This window comes from Erwinia amylovora (genome assembly GCF_017161565.1).
GTDB classification, from domain to species: domain Bacteria; phylum Pseudomonadota; class Gammaproteobacteria; order Enterobacterales; family Enterobacteriaceae; genus Erwinia; species Erwinia amylovora.
The window spans coordinates 3,085,501-3,102,572 of record NZ_CP066796.1 but is presented as its reverse complement, the minus strand read 5'-3'; the positions used below and the strand labels follow the sequence as shown (position 1 = coordinate 3,102,572).

Annotated in this window: 11 protein-coding genes and 3 pseudogenes; 12 read left to right on the top strand and 2 right to left on the bottom strand. The window is 49.0% G+C overall.

The window, feature by feature from the left end:
* The first annotated feature begins 1 nt into the window (after position 1).
* The 3 genes and pseudogenes from JGC47_RS14160 to JGC47_RS14155 all read left to right on the top strand — a co-directional run bounded on the left by JGC47_RS14160 (position 2) and on the right by JGC47_RS14155 (position 1,394).
* Positions 2-481, top strand: coding sequence for a hypothetical protein (locus tag JGC47_RS14160; RefSeq protein ID WP_013035849.1), 480 nt, complete (start codon positions 2-4; stop codon positions 479-481).
* Positions 482-521: 40 nt separating this feature from the next.
* Positions 522-767: pseudogene (locus JGC47_RS18050) on the top strand (hypothetical protein); the annotation flags it as partial.
* 419 nt (positions 768-1,186) lie between these two features.
* Positions 1,187-1,394: pseudogene (locus tag JGC47_RS14155) on the top strand (hypothetical protein).
* A gap of 163 nt (positions 1,395-1,557) precedes the next feature.
* Here JGC47_RS14155 and JGC47_RS17685 read toward each other — a convergent pair.
* Positions 1,558-3,173 (bottom strand): annotated as a pseudogene (locus JGC47_RS17685) (TonB-dependent siderophore receptor); the annotation flags it as partial.
* Positions 3,174-3,562: 389 nt separating this feature from the next.
* Here JGC47_RS17685 and JGC47_RS17680 point away from each other — a divergent pair.
* The 4 genes from JGC47_RS17680 to JGC47_RS14125 all read left to right on the top strand — a co-directional run bounded on the left by JGC47_RS17680 (position 3,563) and on the right by JGC47_RS14125 (position 10,346).
* Positions 3,563-4,402, top strand: a complete 840-nt coding sequence (locus JGC47_RS17680) for a hypothetical protein (RefSeq protein WP_004164802.1) — start codon at positions 3,563-3,565, stop codon at positions 4,400-4,402.
* Positions 4,390-8,367 carry a membrane-targeted effector domain-containing toxin gene (locus JGC47_RS14135; RefSeq protein ID WP_004164801.1) on the top strand — a complete coding sequence of 1,326 codons (3,978 nt, stop codon included), beginning with the start codon at positions 4,390-4,392 and terminating at the stop codon, positions 8,365-8,367. The genes JGC47_RS17680 and JGC47_RS14135 overlap by 13 nt, the downstream gene beginning before the upstream one ends.
* A gap of 178 nt (positions 8,368-8,545) precedes the next feature.
* A complete protein-coding gene (gene tri1, locus JGC47_RS14130) occupies positions 8,546-9,640 on the top strand; it encodes an ADP-ribosylarginine hydrolase Tri1 (RefSeq protein ID WP_004159844.1) in 1,095 nt (364 codons plus the stop codon).
* Positions 9,641-9,701: 61 nt separating this feature from the next.
* Complete coding sequence (locus JGC47_RS14125) at positions 9,702-10,346, top strand: DNA-3-methyladenine glycosylase I (RefSeq protein WP_004159843.1); 645 nt, start codon at positions 9,702-9,704, stop codon at positions 10,344-10,346.
* 444 nt (positions 10,347-10,790) lie between these two features.
* Here the strand turns inward: JGC47_RS14125 and JGC47_RS14120 are convergent, their stop codons facing one another.
* Entirely contained in the window at positions 10,791-11,930 is a 1,140-nt protein-coding gene (locus JGC47_RS14120) for an acyltransferase family protein (protein WP_004159842.1), read from the bottom strand.
* A gap of 336 nt (positions 11,931-12,266) precedes the next feature.
* On the opposite strand from JGC47_RS14120, the gene prfC reads away from it, so the two are divergent.
* The 5 genes from prfC (at position 12,267) to JGC47_RS14095 (ending at position 16,956) form a co-directional block, all read left to right on the top strand.
* Positions 12,267-13,856, top strand: a complete 1,590-nt coding sequence (prfC, locus tag JGC47_RS14115) for a peptide chain release factor 3 (RefSeq protein ID WP_004159838.1) — start codon at positions 12,267-12,269, stop codon at positions 13,854-13,856.
* A 273-nt stretch (positions 13,857-14,129) separates the two neighbouring features.
* A complete protein-coding gene (gene osmY, locus JGC47_RS14110; RefSeq protein ID WP_004159837.1) occupies positions 14,130-14,744 on the top strand; it encodes a molecular chaperone OsmY in 615 nt (204 codons plus the stop codon).
* A 122-nt stretch (positions 14,745-14,866) separates the two neighbouring features.
* A complete protein-coding gene (locus JGC47_RS14105; RefSeq protein WP_004159835.1) occupies positions 14,867-15,028 on the top strand; it encodes a DUF1328 domain-containing protein in 162 nt (53 codons plus the stop codon).
* A 102-nt stretch (positions 15,029-15,130) separates the two neighbouring features.
* Positions 15,131-16,183 carry a patatin-like phospholipase family protein gene (locus JGC47_RS14100; RefSeq protein ID WP_004159830.1) on the top strand — a complete coding sequence of 351 codons (1,053 nt, stop codon included), beginning with the start codon at positions 15,131-15,133 and terminating at the stop codon, positions 16,181-16,183.
* The gene (locus tag JGC47_RS14095) at positions 16,180-16,956 is read left to right on the top strand and encodes a metal-dependent hydrolase (RefSeq protein WP_004159829.1); all 777 of its coding nucleotides are present in this window, start codon (positions 16,180-16,182) and stop codon (positions 16,954-16,956) included. The genes JGC47_RS14100 and JGC47_RS14095 overlap by 4 nt, the downstream gene beginning before the upstream one ends.
* The last annotated feature ends 116 nt before the right edge of the window (positions 16,957-17,072 follow it).

Genomic DNA, 17,072 nt, shown 5'->3' with positions numbered 1-17,072 from the left:
TATGAAATTAGAATTTAACTTAAATAGTTTGATCATAAATGGCAATATTTTATTATCACCTTTTCAAAGTAAAAATAAACTCATAAGCGAGAATTTGCCATGGGAAGAATGGATAAGAAATGATAATGAGGTTGTGTCATACAGAATTATATTGGTAGATAAGAAAAGTAAGTCTAAAGTTTTTTTGATTGTGACATTCATTTCTCCAATAAATGATAATTCTTTGCTGTGTAGCTGGTATTTGTCCCCAGAGAATCTAATGAATGGAGAACAAAAAAAACCTGAAGGAAAAGTCACAAAATCTTTAAGGAAATGGTTTTTTGATAAAACAAAAGTTGAGATTCCTATTGGTGGAGATTGGGGACATATCGATGCCGTTTATGATCATTGGAACACTGTAGGTGTTATAGCTTGTAATTATAGATATTCATTCAAAAGCGAATCTGAGTGGGAAAAATACAGGAAAATAAATGAATTCTAATTACTTTTGCAACATTTAATTTCCGAGCTTGAGGGAATGAGTTGCTAAAGCCTTTGATAAAGGAATTTATAAAAAAAGGCAACCTTACAAGTATTAAACGTTCTATAAATATCATGGATTGAATAATATAATTGGCAGGAAATATTCATGGCTAACTATTGAGAAATATAGTTCTGAGGAAATGTTAAGACAAAGTTTTCGTGATGGGCTTAACCTGTATGCGTATGCGCCGAATCCGTTAAGTTGGCTTTATCCGCTGGGGTTGAGTAAATGCAAATCTGATTTTTATGTGGGACCTGCTTGAGCAAGTGTGACGATGCCTTCTACTGCTTATCGATAGATGAGCACTAAATTTGCCAGTCAAACGATGGAAAGAAAGTCGGCTCCATTAAGTTATTTCTGATATACAAAATATAAAACAGGACATGAAGTCAGAGATGTTTATCAAATATTTTATGAGAAAGGCAACCCTGATTCATGGAGTGATGCCCGACTGTTAGGTGAATTCGACACTCTGCAACTTTATAAAAATGGAGTGCCTCAGGTCAAAGTTCCACTTGCCAATGGCGACAAAGGGCCGGGATATGAACTTTTCACCAGTGCATATCCACAATATGGAAAAGGTGGAGCATTGCAATTATTACCGGCAGAAAAAGGCTATTCAGTATTCTTCGACAAAATCAGCATCCTCCCAGAGTAAATGCTATGACAGAGAAAGAGTTAAGAGAGAAACTTGTTTATTTAATAAATAAGTATGTGCCAAAAAATGAAAGGGAACCTTTTTATGAACTTATTTCAAGGGAAGATGTTCCTGTTAAAGGTATTTTGGCGGATTTTAATAAAGTAAAAACAATCACTGTCGAAAAAAAAAGATGGTGATTTAATAAGTGATATATATTTTAATTTTTGCTAAATGAAGCCGGAGCCGATCCCAAAGATCAATCCGGCTTTTTACCTTAAATATCCCTTCACGCCAGCATCGCCATCATCCGCCGTTTCGCCCGGTTGTGACGGCGGGGATGCGACCGCCGCCGGCGCACGACAACCGGCTACAGGTGTGCTTTACCGATCAGCTATCAGAACAGCACCGAGTAGTTCAGGCCAAAGGTACGCCTACGGCCTTTATAGCTGTAAAGAGTGGCATCGCCGTATGTCGGGCTATACAGCCCTGGTGCACGTCGACCCCAGGCGGTGGTGTACGCTCTATCCAGCAGGTTCTCAATGCTGAAGCTAAGTTTGCCGACGGGCAAATCGTAGCTGCCGAGGAAATCCACGGTGTGATAGCCGTCGATCTTTTTACCCGCCGCATCCGAGAAGTCGAAGGTTTGCATGCTCTGCAAACGCAGGCTCCAGTCGCCCGGCGCCCAGTTCAGCCAGGCGCTGACTTTCGCAGGGCTGGCACTGTCGACGGTAAGTTTATCCCATTTGCCATCAGCGCGGGTTTCGGACTTGATGAGGTTAAAGTTGGATCCGGTGCTCCACTCACTGTTATCAAAGAAGTAATCGATCTGACCTTCGATGCCATAAATGCGGCGTCAGTCATCGTCAAGGTTGATGGTCATATCGGTTTTATTGATGCTGATGGTTTTATCAGACAGTGAATAATAAGCCGCAGCTGGGTATACACGCTATCGCCGGTACAACGCCAGCCAAGTTCATAGGCGTCTACCTTGATATCATCAAGTTTGGAGTCATTGACGTTAACGCTGTTGGTCAAATTATAGTGACCATTTGCCAGATTATAGGTGCCGGAACCGTAGTATTTGGCGACATCCGGTATCTCAAAGCCTTGTGAAAAGTTAAACCATACCTGCTAACGTTCCGTAATACGGCCGAGTATGCCGGCGTTAAACAGCAAATTGTTATAGCTGGTTTTGCCGCCCGGCACATCAGCGGAGGTCGCTTTGCCGCTGGCAATGGCCTGCTGCTGCGCATAACTCACAAAGTCATCGACTCTGTTTTCGGTGTATTGATAACGCACGCCGCCGCTTAAGGTGATGGCATCAATGGGGTAACTGCTTTGCAGGAACGGGGCCAGATTGGTGATGCTGTAGTCGGGGTAGCGGCCAACGTGATAGGTGTTTTCCAGCGTCATCCCGCCGCTTTGCGCGCCTTCTGTCAGGTTGAGGAATTGCTGATTGGCATTGAAGCTTTCATGGTCGGCGTCTACGCCGTAGGTTAGCGTCAGCGAGTCGACAGGTTTACCGTTCAGCGTCAGCTTGCCGCCATAAAAGTCAGTTTTCTGCCGGGAAGCGCCGATGCTGGCTACCTGGCTTTTGGTCAAGGTTGGGAACGGGTAAAAGGTCAGGCTGTCATCACGGTAATAGACCTGAGCCACCAGATCCTGCCCAAGGAAATCGACATTGGAGTATTGCAGGTTAATCAGATGACGTTCAGTTCCCTGCAGGTAGTCAGAATTGAGGTTGCCGGAGTTATACGCTTTCCCCTCGCCGGTCACTGCCGAGAAGTTTTCGCCGAGGAAAAGACCGTGCTGCCGTCCGACTCGTTCATGCAGTACTGTGTGGTCAGCTGCAGCTGCTGATGGTCGTCAATGTTAAGCGTGCCGGTGCCCATCAGGTCCAGCCTGTCTGAACTGCAAGCTGGTTTGGGTATTATCGATAATGACTTCGTCACCTTTGCCGTCATACCAGCCGCCGTAGCGCTGATATGACAACGAAAGACGACCCGATGCTTGTCACTTAAGCCTGCATTTCTGCCCACCCCCTGGTGAGGGGGGAAGCCAAAAAAAAGGATGACCAAAGGCGGTGCTTGCCGCGCTGGTAACCATCAGTTCCGGGCTGAGCCGCGGACGCTTGCAGGGGCCTCCGCTGGCTGCGGCGGCATTTATCGTTGTGCAAAGCCGGGTATTCCTTCCGTCTGCGGTGCCGCAGCTCAGTTATGGCGACATGTTGTGTGACAGATAGGGAATGTCGCAACGTAAGCGGCGTTGATGCGTCCTGGCACCGTAAGGAATAAGAGCGTTATTTGCTATCAATAAATGTCAACTGACTGAAATTGATGAGCGACTTCCATTACCTTGATAGGTGTTATGCCAACCCACCTGTCAATGGAGATCGCATCGTGACCAATATCAATTTGCAGACTTCACCACAGATCATCATCCCCTGTACGTCGGGAACTGCTTCCGGGATTGACGAGCAGTCAACCTCACTGAACGGGTTGCTGAAATCCGTGACCAATTCGACCGCGAGGTATCTGGTCGATCCTGTTATCAACACCGGGATGGGGGTTTACAGGTCGTTACGCGAGCGATCACCCTGGCGTGAATATCTGCCCTGCAAGCAGGATATTGAACTGAAAGGGATCCAGTCAGAGGGTGAGGCTTTGCGCAGCGAAGCTGAGTTAATCAATGATTCGCGCCGCAGACAGAATGAGCACCAGATCCTGCCGCTATTGCTGAAGGGGAAAGTAGGGATTGCCCTTGGCGCGGCTTTACTCGCCGGAGCGGGCTTAGGCAGCGGATATTATTTCAGAAGAAAGTCGGGGAATTTCACCGAGGATCAACCCGCTACGTGGTCTCTCACTTCTGACCATTCGCCTGGCGGTAGTGGCGGAACGCCGGAGGACTCATTGGGTATTCATCCGTATGATCATGATGATGCAGTGAGCAGTAACAGCTATCAATTTCGCTCCCTTTCAGATGTGGTACCAGGAGAAGAAAAAATATCTACAACTAAGGTACAGATAGCTAACCCAAGGGGAAGGCGGCATGTTGATATTCCCGAAAAAATAAAACCGGTAAACCGGAAAATTAGCTGGCTTCTCTACAACGAAAATTATCTGGATGAAGTGAATGTCAGTAAAGAAATTATGCTGTATGCTGCCGCAGGTTATTTGCTTGGTCGGGGGGGGATGGCTCCGTCGGGCAAAATAACAGATACAGAATATTGGCCAGAATAATATTATCTTCCGCCGACCTGTATGGCGGGGGAGAGGATGAGTTATTATCTCTGGAGCAGGAAAAATCTGCGGTTCGCTTCTGGTTTTTCAGTAATGTTCTGGGAAGTTCCCTGGTGGAGAATATTACAAAAAAAATTGCGTCCTTTCATCCTTATCCTTTTGATTATACGCCCATTGCTATTAAGGATGTCTTCTCTGTAACAAAGCTGTATAGTTACGGTAATCTCTATTTAAAAAGGCTTGGAGAAAATTATACTGATGCATTTAAAAAGATGTGGAATTCTATACTTCATGAAGAGATGCCCTTTCTCAAGTTTGCCGATACTTTAGATAAAACTTTTGTACTGCACGGTGAGAAATTCGCTTCTCTTTATGCAGGAACGAGGTTTTTAAGTGATGTTAAAAAATCGAACTATAGCGCAGAAGAAGCCGTCAAAGCCGGTGATGTAATATGGAAATATGCGTTAAGTGGTCATTTCACAGAAGATCAACTAGGTTATCTCCAGGCGCCGGCCATTTATTTTATGGCCCGACATTCACCAGACAAAGTCGCTTATGTGATGCCATTCAACGAAACCAGTGCTGTTGCCGTTCTCGAATACATACGATACAGAAAAATGAACGCATTGATTCCGCTCTTCAACAATTATAGCACGGCGGTCAAATCATGGCTCACTAAGAGGAAGCTGGCAGACAAGATTATATCTCAGTGCCCCACAGGAGAACTTTACTCTCTGCCTGATATAGCTGATGGCATCCGCCATGAACAGGAGCGTCGTAAAAAGGGCGTTGATGCATCAAGACAAATTTATATGAATGGAATGAGAAAACCTTGTAAGAGTGCGCCAGAGAATTTGAACAGTAAGTATCTGGAGCTAACAAGTCACGTCGCAGACAGCTTCTACCAGTTCGACCAATTCCTCGTTAATTCAGCATTTGAAGATTTACCAATAATTGAGTATCAATTTATTACGGCTAAAGAGTCCATCATGTGTCCGGTTGATTTTAGTATGCATACAGATAAGCCGCGGGGCCTCTCAATCAGGCCGGTAAGAGATATGGATATAAAAGTTTCCCTGGAGAAAACCGAGCTTATTTCCGTTATGCAGGCAGCTGAAGAGAGAATATACGCGCTGGTGGAACAAATCGAAACGGCAGGAGGGTATAAGGTTATCAGGGTTGATCGTGATATCCTTAAATTCATCAGTGCCGGAATTTTAGATTACAACAAATTCGCAGCTAACTGCCGGGTCGTTGGTAATGAGTTAAAAAGCAATCATGACACTTTTTTCTTTTCAATAAAATCCGTTCTCAACACAGTTGTAGCCAGAGAGGGTAATATTGAATTTCTCGTTAATTTTTTAAGCGCAAAGCATCGTGAGAATCTTTATCATTCTCTTTATGAATCGGGTAACGATCAATCAGATTTTATAAGTATGTGGAACGTGCTCAAGCATATTATCCCTTTATATGACTGTATTGATGGAATAGTAAAAAACGAGCCTGCTCAGGCTTTACCTTCATGCCTGATGGATGCATTATCACTGACGCCCGGAGTCGGTATTGCGACAAATCTTAGCGGGCGTTTTGCTATCAGCCTTTCAACCGGCATCCGTCATGGCATCGCTACTGTAGGCAAAGCGGGGATCGCATTGGCGGTTAAAAATACGCTTAAGCATGTCAGCCTGCCCAGCATCGGCGAAATGGCCATATTAGGAAAAACAGCACTCAGAAGCATCGATCCAGGTTTTGAACTGCTGTCGACCGCCAGCAGGAGTTTTAGTGCGAAAATCAAGGTACTGCTGGCTTCCGATAAAAATACGGCTGACCTGGCTGCCAGGATCACTCCATCGAACGCTATCGGTAGCAGGCAACTTGCACCAGCAGATGAAGCACTAATGGCTTTGGTACCCGGTACGGAATTAAGAATACCTCTTAAAAGTATCGTGAATAATAATGGGCAGAACGTTTATGTGCGGTTTAACCCTGAAACGGGAGAAGCATTCGGAATACATTATCATCTCGAAGGCGAACAGCTTCATCAAATCGCTATGAAATATCCTGTTGAGAGTGACTATGCTGAAAATAACCTTGAATATACACTGGGTGATGTAACTCCATTAAATCGCGATAATCTTCTTACGCTGACTTCTGATGGTAAAGGCGTATACAGATATATCGATGCGTTTACACATCAAATTACGCACGCATTAAAAATTAATGGGCAATTTTATCGGGTTCGTCCCGGAGGGCAGGAGTGGTTGTGGCACGTTGACGGTAAAAATGATATCAAGCTTGCCCGTTTTGATGACGTTTATTATAAAGTCGATGAAGATAAAATAATGGACGTGAAGTATACAACCTGCCGGTCACGGCGCGCACCCACCGGGCACTGCATACGTTTGTCCCCCAAACTTGAAAATGCTTTCAAAGAAAATAAGCGCTGGGGAGTCACAATACATGATATCCCCTATATCAGACCCGCAGATTCTCACCCAGGGCTGTATATTGATGCAGATCGAAAGATTTATATAAAATATGAGAATGTCTACTTCAGACTGAAGAATGAACACAAAAATAAACCGGATGACATCCTTTCAGTCATAAGACCCAAAACGGGCTTATTTTCGGGAAATGTTATCACTAGAAGAATAGCAGAAGTTACCGTCAGCAGACAAAAAGGGGCATATCACTTCACCACGCCGGAAGAGAATATGAGTGAATGTGCCGGAGTCAGTAAAGACGTTTCAGAGCTGCATTCTGCGATGAGAAGGTTATCATTTGCTGATTATCACTCTTATGATATACCCGAAGAGATGAGAGAAACTATTCAAGTGATGGATAAAAAAACATTGCAGGATAGAGACTATTACTTTCATGGCTTGAGGCCATCACAGCAGGATGTCGTCGATAAGTTCAGAAAAATAACAGATGATATGCTGCTGGATGCCGAAGAATTTTTTAAAAGGGAAGCGGGCAATTTCAATAAATGTGATATTCCCACCATTGCCTCAACGGATGAGCCGAAAGATGTTTTAAAAAAAATATATGATAAAGCAGGTGGCATTGTTATCGGGGAATCTCACTCTTCGATAGCGAGTAAAAAATTCATTGTCGACAATATAGATCGACTCTATGAAAACGGCGTCAGAACGATTTTCATGGAACATCTGCAGAAGGATATGCACCAGGCCGATTTGGATAATTACTTAGTAACGGGGAAAATGACGGACAATCTGCAACGTTTCATCATACAGTTGGATCGTGATTATGCTACCGACTATGAGGGCAAATATTCATTTATGGGGCTGATTAAAGCCGTACAGCAGAGACATATCCGCATCACGGCTATCGACTCATTTGTCAGTTATTATGGTTTGAAGCCAGGTCAGGCCGGGACTAACAGAGTGAAATTAATGAATTACTACTCTCATTTACTGATAAATAAATATCAGCTGCACCACCAAAATAAATGGATTGCTTTGGTGGGTAATACCCATTCAAATACCTTCTTTAATATACCGGGCGTGGCTGAATTAAACAGAGCGGTAGGGACCAGGGTCAGAGACATCCCACAGAATGAAGCGGGAGGGATATTTAAAGATCCTGGCGAAGTTTGTAATTCTATTCAATCATGTAGGGGGAATGTGCTACAAGGGGATATCTTGCTTGAAATGGCGGTAGTTAATCCGCCCGGCTGGGTGACAATTCCTCGGATAAGAAACACTTTGAAAAAACCTGGCCATTTTGCTATTTGCAGGAAAGGTAATAAAAATGTACTGACCTATATGAACAGGGACTCAGTTATTCAGGATATCCCCATCGAATCAGGTGAGGATAATAAGTTCTACCTGGACACAAACGAAAACAAGTGGCAGGGGGTTGCCAGCGAGCGGTTTGAACGCCTTGATGCGATGATAGACTTCATTATAAATGAGCGAGGAATGAAGCTGCTTGCCTTATAATCATTGCGCGCTACTCTCTGGTCGGGTATGTGCAACGCCCTGACTGACTGTTAGAATATGTATTACCCGGTGCGGCGGATACGCTCGTCGCATCAGGGTACTCTGTTTGCGCCGCCTGTTGTACAACTCAGCCTGCTTTTCGCCCGGCTTCCGTCCCTCCTCAGATAAGAAGAGAGTTATGCCCATCGATCTGCGTCAGCCTTATCCACTGCTCAACGGCTATGTCTTCAACCATTACCGTCAGTACTGCCCCAGCGAGTATCAGCAAGATCTCGCACAGGGCCGCGATGTGCACGTTGATTATGCCCGCTGGCTGAATGAGCAAAGCCCGCTCCCACAGTGGTTGCGCCATCCGCAGCAGCAGGGCAGCGAACAGCAGCGGCTAGATCGCGCCAAAGGGGCGCTGGTCGGGTTGGCGGTAGCGGATGCGGTGGGCACCACCCTGGAGTTTCAGCCGCGTGACCAGCAGTTCGTTAGCGATATGGTCGGCGGCGGCCCGTTCCAGCTTAAGGCGGGCGAATGGACCGATGACACTTCAATGGCGCTGTGCCTGGCGGAAACCTATCTTCACCACGCCAGGCTTGATCTGACCGGGTTTCGCAACCGGCTGGTTAACTGGTATCGGCACGGGGTAAACAGCGCCAACGGCATCTGCTTTGATATCGGCAACGCTACCCGCCATGCGCTGGAGCAGTATCTGCTTCAGGGGGCTGACTGGTTTGGCAATACCGATCCCCATAGCGCGGGCAATGCGGCGATTATCCGTCTGGCTCCGGCGGCGATTTTTCAGCGTCACTCCCTGCTGCGTACCCTGCATGATGCAGAACAGCAGGGGCGTGCGACTCACGGCGCAACGGAGTCGCTGGATGCCAGCCGCCTGCTGGCGCGGGTGCTCTGTTTATTGCTGAACGGCGCAGATAAGCACACCGCAATGGCTCCGGCGCTGTGTCCGTTCAATGCGCGCACCGCGCTGATCAATGCCGGGGAATATCGGCAGAAATCCCGCGCGCAGATCCGCTCCAGCGGCTATGTGATTGATACGCTTGAAGCGGCGATGTGGGCGATATGGCACACCGATAATTTCCGTGACGCGGTGCTGCTGGCGGCCAATCTGGCCGACGATGCCGACAGCGTGGCCGCCACCGCCGGGCAGATTGCCGGGGCGCTTTACGGCTACGATGCCATCCCGGCGGGCTGGCGGGAAAAACTGGTCGAAGAGCCGCGCATCGCCCAGCTGGCGCAGCGGCTGTATGAAACCGCCCCGGTGGCATAGCGCATTTTTCTCAGTTGCTGCCTTGTTTGCTTTACCCCCAGCTGACGCACCGGAGACGAGAATGGAAAAAAAAAGCTCAGAACGACAGCCGCCGGGATTGATCCTCAGCGCTGACGGGCGTCCCTGCTGTTACTGGCAGCCGTCAATGCCCGACTATCATGATAATGAGTGGGGCAGGCCGGTGGTGGACGACCGTCTGCTGTTTGAAAAAGTCTGTCTGGAGGGCTTTCACGCCGGCATGTCGTGGCAGATGATTTTTCACAAGCGTGAACATTTTCGCCGCGTCTTTGATGGCTTCGACTATCGGCGCGTTGCGCGCTACGACGACAACAATGTGGCGCGGCTGATGGCGGATAAAGGCATCGTGCGTAATCGGGCTAAAATTTGCTCGACGATAAATAATGCGCGCCGTGCGCTGGCGCTGGAGCAGGAGGCGGGCTCACTGGCCGCCTGGTTCTGGCAGTTTGCCCCCGCAGCAGAGGATCGCCCGGCGCCGATCGATCTTGACTACTGGCAGACGCACAAAACCTCACCACAGGCGCTGGCGATGTCGCAGGCGTTGAAGAAACGCGGCTGGACGTGGGTAGGGCCGGTAACCGCCTATTCACTGATGCAGGCGCTGGGAATGGTGAACGATCATCTTGTGGGCTGCTGCTGCCGTGAGGCATGCGAAACCGCGCGATCGCAGTTAACATGGCCGCTGTAAGTGCATTAATGCGGCGCATCGCGGTCTTTCGATTTATTAAGCGCCCGCAAGCATCATGATATCAAATGCTCCTTTTATGCCAGAGATGGCCTGCCGCCGCGCTTTTACCATTATTGCTTATCCAGACAACATTTTCTGTTTATGATTTTTCCCATTTATAGAAATTTCATATCTCGCCACCCTACAAACTGTGCTTTGATTCCGTGCAACAGGAGAAAGCTTGCTCTTAATTATTCGCACTCATTCGTCATTATCCTCATTGCTATTTGACGGGCTGGTGGGTGTTGATTGGTTAAAAACGGTTCATCATATTCAGACAAAAGAAGGACTATAATGCGGGCAGACAGCAAGTTTATAGCTGGTTAATTAACGTAAGTCATAACAGTTACAAAAATGATGTCTGTGGGGAGTTTGTTATCGCATCCTGTGTGAAATAAATATTATTCACTTAGTGTATTTAACTCTCAGTCCCATAAACGGCTTTTCTATCATATAAAATGTAAAAAAAGATGCGATTATGATTAACGGCACCCTGACCGCTGACTCAGCGATAGATAAAGAGACGGTGGTGGGGTTGTCCCATCCTGTAAGCTCATTTATCATGCGACCCACCGGGAGGTGGAGGAGATACATAGAAAAGCTAATCATCCCCAACTTAGACAGAGATTCGCTGATCCTTTTACACTCGGGTAATTTCGCCGTCAGATAGCAAACCACAACAACAGACCAGCAGAGGGCCTCGATAGGGAATGAAAATGCGCTAAATCCAGTTGTTGTCTTTTTAAATAAAAAAAGACATGTCAAAGAAGTCAATGAAAACAATAAAAATGGTATTTGATATATCCAGCGTGATAAGAATGACAACGAGCCATTTCTATAGGCGTAAGCGGCCAGCATCCCAAGTGCAAACTGGTCAAGTCTGCCAATCATGGTGTGATACATATTGTAATATATATCGCCCCCCTTAAGAACGGCTATATTAAATCTGGTGGCAATCATTAATACCACTAAGCCAGCTAAATACTTTGGCCCGTATTTGTTTAAGAATAAAGCAAGAAAAGGGAATATCAGGTAAAACTGAAACTCTACGGCAATAGTCCATATTGGTCCGGAAGGATAGAATTCGTGACCCCATCCAGTATATGAGTTACCGGTATTAAGCTGTAACGTTAACACCCTGAATATGTCCATGGGCGTAGACTGCTGCCTGCTACAGCAGATCAAAATAAATACAAGAAAAACTAAAAGCGGGAATATCCTTAGTATTCTGTTATAGATGTAGCCCGAATAACGTATTTTGTTTTCACCGCAGTTGCTTATCAGGCAAAAAAGAAAACCGGTAAGAACTAAGAAAAATGACACGCCGCTCGATCCATTTTCCAGCCACAGTCTGAAAAATGCGTTAACAGAGTATGTCCCGTCCCAGTTAATGTCTCCGCGAAAATGATGTAGCATAAGCAACACGGCGGCAAAAAAACGTAGGTGATCCAGGCGCTCCATATAATTAATATTAAGTGATTTCAATATCTTGTCCAGGATAATCAGTTGTTTTTGGGTGGGGTTTTGAAGTGAACCATTCTTCATCAGAACATCGCCGATCTTATTACATCTCTGAGTGTAGTCAAGATTTTCAGCAGCAGCGTCAGGTATGATGGCCTCAACGCGAGGGGGAAGCCCTCTTGTGGCGTTAGCACGGTGGGATGAGAGCACAGCAGGGCTGACGATCTTACCTGTTCATCGTGACCGCTCTCGGCCATGTCATCGTCACGATACGCTGCCACCATAAGGATTCGATACCGACGATCCGTCATCGCAATGGAGAGCATAGGGGCGCAGTATCTGGATCGACTTATGTTTGTTAAACTGCTTAGCTAAAACCAATATGAGTACACGCTTGAGTACATAATTCAGGGTTACAGAATGACAGAGTTAGTAAAAGCCTTTGAAATAGAGCGCCGCCGCACTTTTGCCATCATTTCTCATCCGGATGCCGGTAAAACCACCATCACCGAAAAAGTGCTGCTGTTCGGGCAGGCAATCCAAACCGCCGGTACGGTAAAAGGCCGTGGCTCCAGCCAGCATGCCAAATCTGACTGGATGGAAATGGAGAAGCAGCGTGGCATCTCCATCACCACTTCAGTGATGCAGTTTCCCTATCGCGGCAGTCTGGTAAACCTGTTGGATACCCCGGGGCACGAAGACTTCTCTGAAGATACCTACCGTACCCTGACGGCGGTGGACTGCTGTCTGATGGTGATTGACGCGGCAAAAGGCGTTGAGGATCGCACCCGCAAGCTGATGGAGGTCACCCGTCTGCGTGACACGCCGATCCTGACCTTTATGAACAAGCTGGATCGCGATATCCGCGACCCGATGGAGGTCATGGATGAAGTGGAAAGCGAGCTGAAAATCGCCTGTGCGCCCATCACCTGGCCGGTTGGCTGCGGCAAGCTGTTTAAAGGCGTTTACCATCTGTATAAAGATGAAACCTACCTGTATCAGTCCGGTAAGGGCCATACCATTCAGGAAGTGCGCATTGTCAAAGGGCTGGATAACCCGGAGCTGGATGCGGCCATCGGTGAAGACCTCGCCGCGCAGCTGCGCGACGAGCTGGAGCTGGTGCAGGGGGCCTCGCACGAATTCGACCGTGACGCGTTCCTCAAAGGCAAGCTAAGCCCGGTTTTTTTTGGTACGGCGCTGGGTAATTTTGGCGTTGACCATATGCTGGACGGGCTGGTGGAGTGGGCGCCGTCGCCGATGCCGCGTGACACCGATCTGCGTACCGTTTCCGCTGGCGATGAGAAATTCAGCGGTTTTGTGTTTAAGATCCAGGCTAATATGGACCCGAAACACCGTGACCGCGTGGCGTTTATGCGCGTGGTATCCGGTAAGTACGAAAAAGGCATGAAGCTGCGCCAGGTACGTACCGGTAAAGACGTGGTGATTGCCGATGCGCTGACCTTTATGGCCGGTGACCGATCACACGTTGAAGAGGCGTATCCCGGCGACATTATCGGCCTGCATAACCACGGGACTATCCAGATCGGCGACACCTTCACCCAGGGCGAGAATATGAAGTTCACCGGCATTCCGAACTTCGCGCCGGAACTGTTCCGCCGCATTCGTCTGCGCGACCCGCTGAAGCAAAAACAGCTGCTGAAAGGGCTGGTACAGTTGTCGGAAGAGGGCGCTGTACAGGTGTTTCGTCCGGTGCATAACAACGATTTGATCGTTGGCGCGGTGGGGGTGCTGCAGTTTGATGTGGTGGTGGCGCGGCTGAAAAGTGAATACAACGTTGAGGCGATTTACGAAGCCATCAACGTCTCTACCGCCCGCTGGGTTGAATGCGACGATGTGAAGAAGTTTGACGAATTCCAGCGTAAAAATGAGATTAACCTGGCTCTTGACGGCGGTGATAACCTGACCTACATCGCCCCGACAATGGTCAACCTGAACATCACTCAGGAGCGTTATCCTGACGTGACGTTCCGCAAAACCCGCGAGCATTAATCTCGCTTTATGCCGACGGCGGCGGGCCTCCCTGGTCCGCCCGCTTACAGACTGCTCCTAAAAACCTGTTTTTTGCTGCTTTATCAATCAATCGCTCTACCGTTTCCGGTGAAATCCTGATTACCAACTATATTCATTGCCACAGGACGAAAATATGCGGCGCGGTTGCTGCAACGTTCACAGGCGATAGCACCATGCCGACCCCTACAGTCACGTCGTTTGTGGCTGAAAAACTCACCGTTGTGAGTGAACCAAGACAAAAGGAACAAATCGATGATGAAGACTAACATTGCAAAAACTCTGATGGCAGTAATGGTAGGTTCTGTACTGGTAAGCGGTTCTGCTCTGGCAGACGAATCGTTGACCAATAAAGCGCAGACCAGCGCGGACAGTGCAGGCGCCAAGCTCGACAGCTCGATGAAAAAAGTTGGCGGCTATATGGATGACAGCGGCGTTACCGCTAAGGTGAAGGCGGCGCTGGTTGATGACGAAGCGATCAAAAGCACCGATATCTCTGTTGAGACCCACAGCGGCGTGGTAACGCTTAACGGCTTCGTGGCTACGCAGGATCAGGCAGAAAAAGCAGTAGCGGTAGCGAAGAAAGTCGAAGGCGTGAAGTCCGTTAGCGACAAACTGCATGTGAAAGACAGCACCAAACAGAGCGTGAGCGGTTATGCCGGCGACACGGCAACCACCAGCGAAATCAAAGCTAAACTGTTAGCGGACGACATCGTACCGTCACGCCATGTGAAGGTCGAAACCACTAATGGTGTCGTACAGCTAAGCGGTTCGGTAAAAACTCAGGCGCAGTCTGAACGTGCCGAAGGCATTGCTAAAGCCATTGACGGCGTGAAAAGCGTTAAAAACGATCTGAGCGTGAAGCCGTAACCGGTTGGCGGCCCCATACCGGGGTCGCTACCCGTACCACCCGTTAAGAAATAGTCCGGCCAAATTCAGGCCAGCCGGACGCTAAGCAATAGTCCGATTTCACTACAGGTAAGGAGGGGCTTATGTTTCGTTGGGGTATTATCTTCCTGGTTATTGCGTTGATTGCAGCGGCATTAGGTTTTGGGGGGCTGGCGGGTACAGCAGCATGGGCAGCTAAAGTTGTCTTCGTTGTCGGTATCGTTATCTTCCTGATCAGCCTGTTCACCGGCCGTAAGAAGCTATAATCAATTGCTCAAGCGCATTGCAAAGGTTGGCAGCAAGCGCTCCACGGCGGTAAATGATGACGGGTATCCTCTTTACGCGCCGTAACTGAGAGGATACCTGACTTGGGCATACACATTCCGATTACCCCTGGTAACATCGAGCCGCTAAGGCTACAGCGATTCCGGCCAGGCAAGCTTGCCCTGGTGTGCGAAGGCGGCGGACAGCGCGGTATTTTCACGGCAGGCGTGCTGGACGAATTTCAACGTGCACACTTCAACCCATTTCATCTGATGCTTGGCACTTCTGCCGGGGCGCAAAACCTTTCAGCCTTTGTCTGCGCACAGCCAGGTTATGCCCGCCGGGTAATTATGCGTTACACCACCAGTAAACGTTTTTTTGATCCTCTGCGCTTTGTGCGCGGTGGGCACTTGCTCGATCTTGACTGGCTGATTGAAATCACACGCAAAGAGCTGCCGCTGGCAATTGAAGCCGGTGAGAAACTGTTTGCCTCCGGGCGCGAGTTTTATATGTGTGCCTGCCGCAGCGACGATTACAGCGCCAGCTACTTTGCACCCACTTCAGAAAACTGGCACGATTTAATCAGGGCTTCCAGCGCCATACCGGGCTTCTGTCGTCGCGGCGTTAACCTGGCGGGCGTCAGCTATCTGGACGGCGGTATCAGCGATGCCATCCCGGTGCGTGAGGCGGCGCGGCGCGGGGCTGAAACTATCGTCGTTATCCGTACCGTTCCGCCGCAAACCACCTTGACGCCACACTGGCTAAAAAGGGCGGAACGCTGGTTGAGCGATGGCGCACTGCAACCGCTGGTCAACATCATTCAGCTGCATGAAGAGAGCTATCTTCAGACCCAGCATTTCATTAACCAGCCGCCGGGTCAGCTACGTATTATTGAAATCTATCCGCCGCACCCGCTGTCCAGCATGGCGCTCGGCAGCCGGGTGGCCTCGTTAAATAAAGATTATCATTTGGGCAGACGCTGCGGACGTTACTTCCTTGCCACGCTTGGCGAGTGGTTGAACGAGGATACTCAACGGGTGCATCAGCAGATTGTGATACCGCCAGCCCCCGTGGCCAATGAGGCAAACCGTCTGGGAGCGAGAGTGGAACCACGGGTGGGTGCTGATTCTGATTACAATAAGGGGTCGCTGGCATGACGCCATGTTTTGTCGATACGCACTGCCATTTTGATTTTCCGCCATTCGTTGGCGATGAACAGGCAAGCCTGCAACGAGCCGCTCAGGCCGGGGTAGAGAAAATCATTGCCGTCAGCGTATCGGCCACGCATTTTGATCGGGTGATGGCGCTGGCAGAACGGCATTCTGCGGTGTATGCCGCGCTCGGGCTGCATCCGATGGCGGTGGCAGAGCATAATGAGCAAAGCCTTGTCGCGCTTGAACAGCATCTGCAACGGCGTCATCACAAAGTGGTGGCCATCGGCGAGACCGGCCTCGATCTGTTTATCGACCACCCGCAGTTTGAGCGGCAGCAGGCATTGCTTGATGCGCAGCTGCGCCTGGCGCGCGATTACAGTCTGCCGGTGATCCTGCATTCGCGCCGTACTCATGACAAGCTGGTGCAGCAGCTGCGCCGTATCGATCTGCCGAGGCGTGGCGTGGTGCACGGTTTCGCCGGGAGTGAACAGCAGGCGCTGGCGTTTATCCGCGCCGGTTATGCGATTGGCGTAGGAGGCACGATCACCTATGAACGTGCCAGCAAAACCCGTCACACTGTTGCCCGCCTGCCGCTAACCTCACTGCTGCTGGAAACCGATTCACCCGATATGCCGCTGCAAGGTTTCCAGGGGCAGCCCAACCGTCCTGAGCGAGTCAGAGATATCTGGCACGCCCTGTGCGCTCTGCGCGACGAACCCCCGCAGCAAATAGCTGAAACGCTACGCGAGAACACCCTTACCCTGTTTGGCGTATGAATACGGAGAGCGGCAGCCTGACGATCCTCTGATGTGATAATTCTAACATTATTCTGACGTTTACTTCGTGCCCGTTGCCGCCTCTGGCAGCCGCTTGACGATGATCGCCGCGAAAT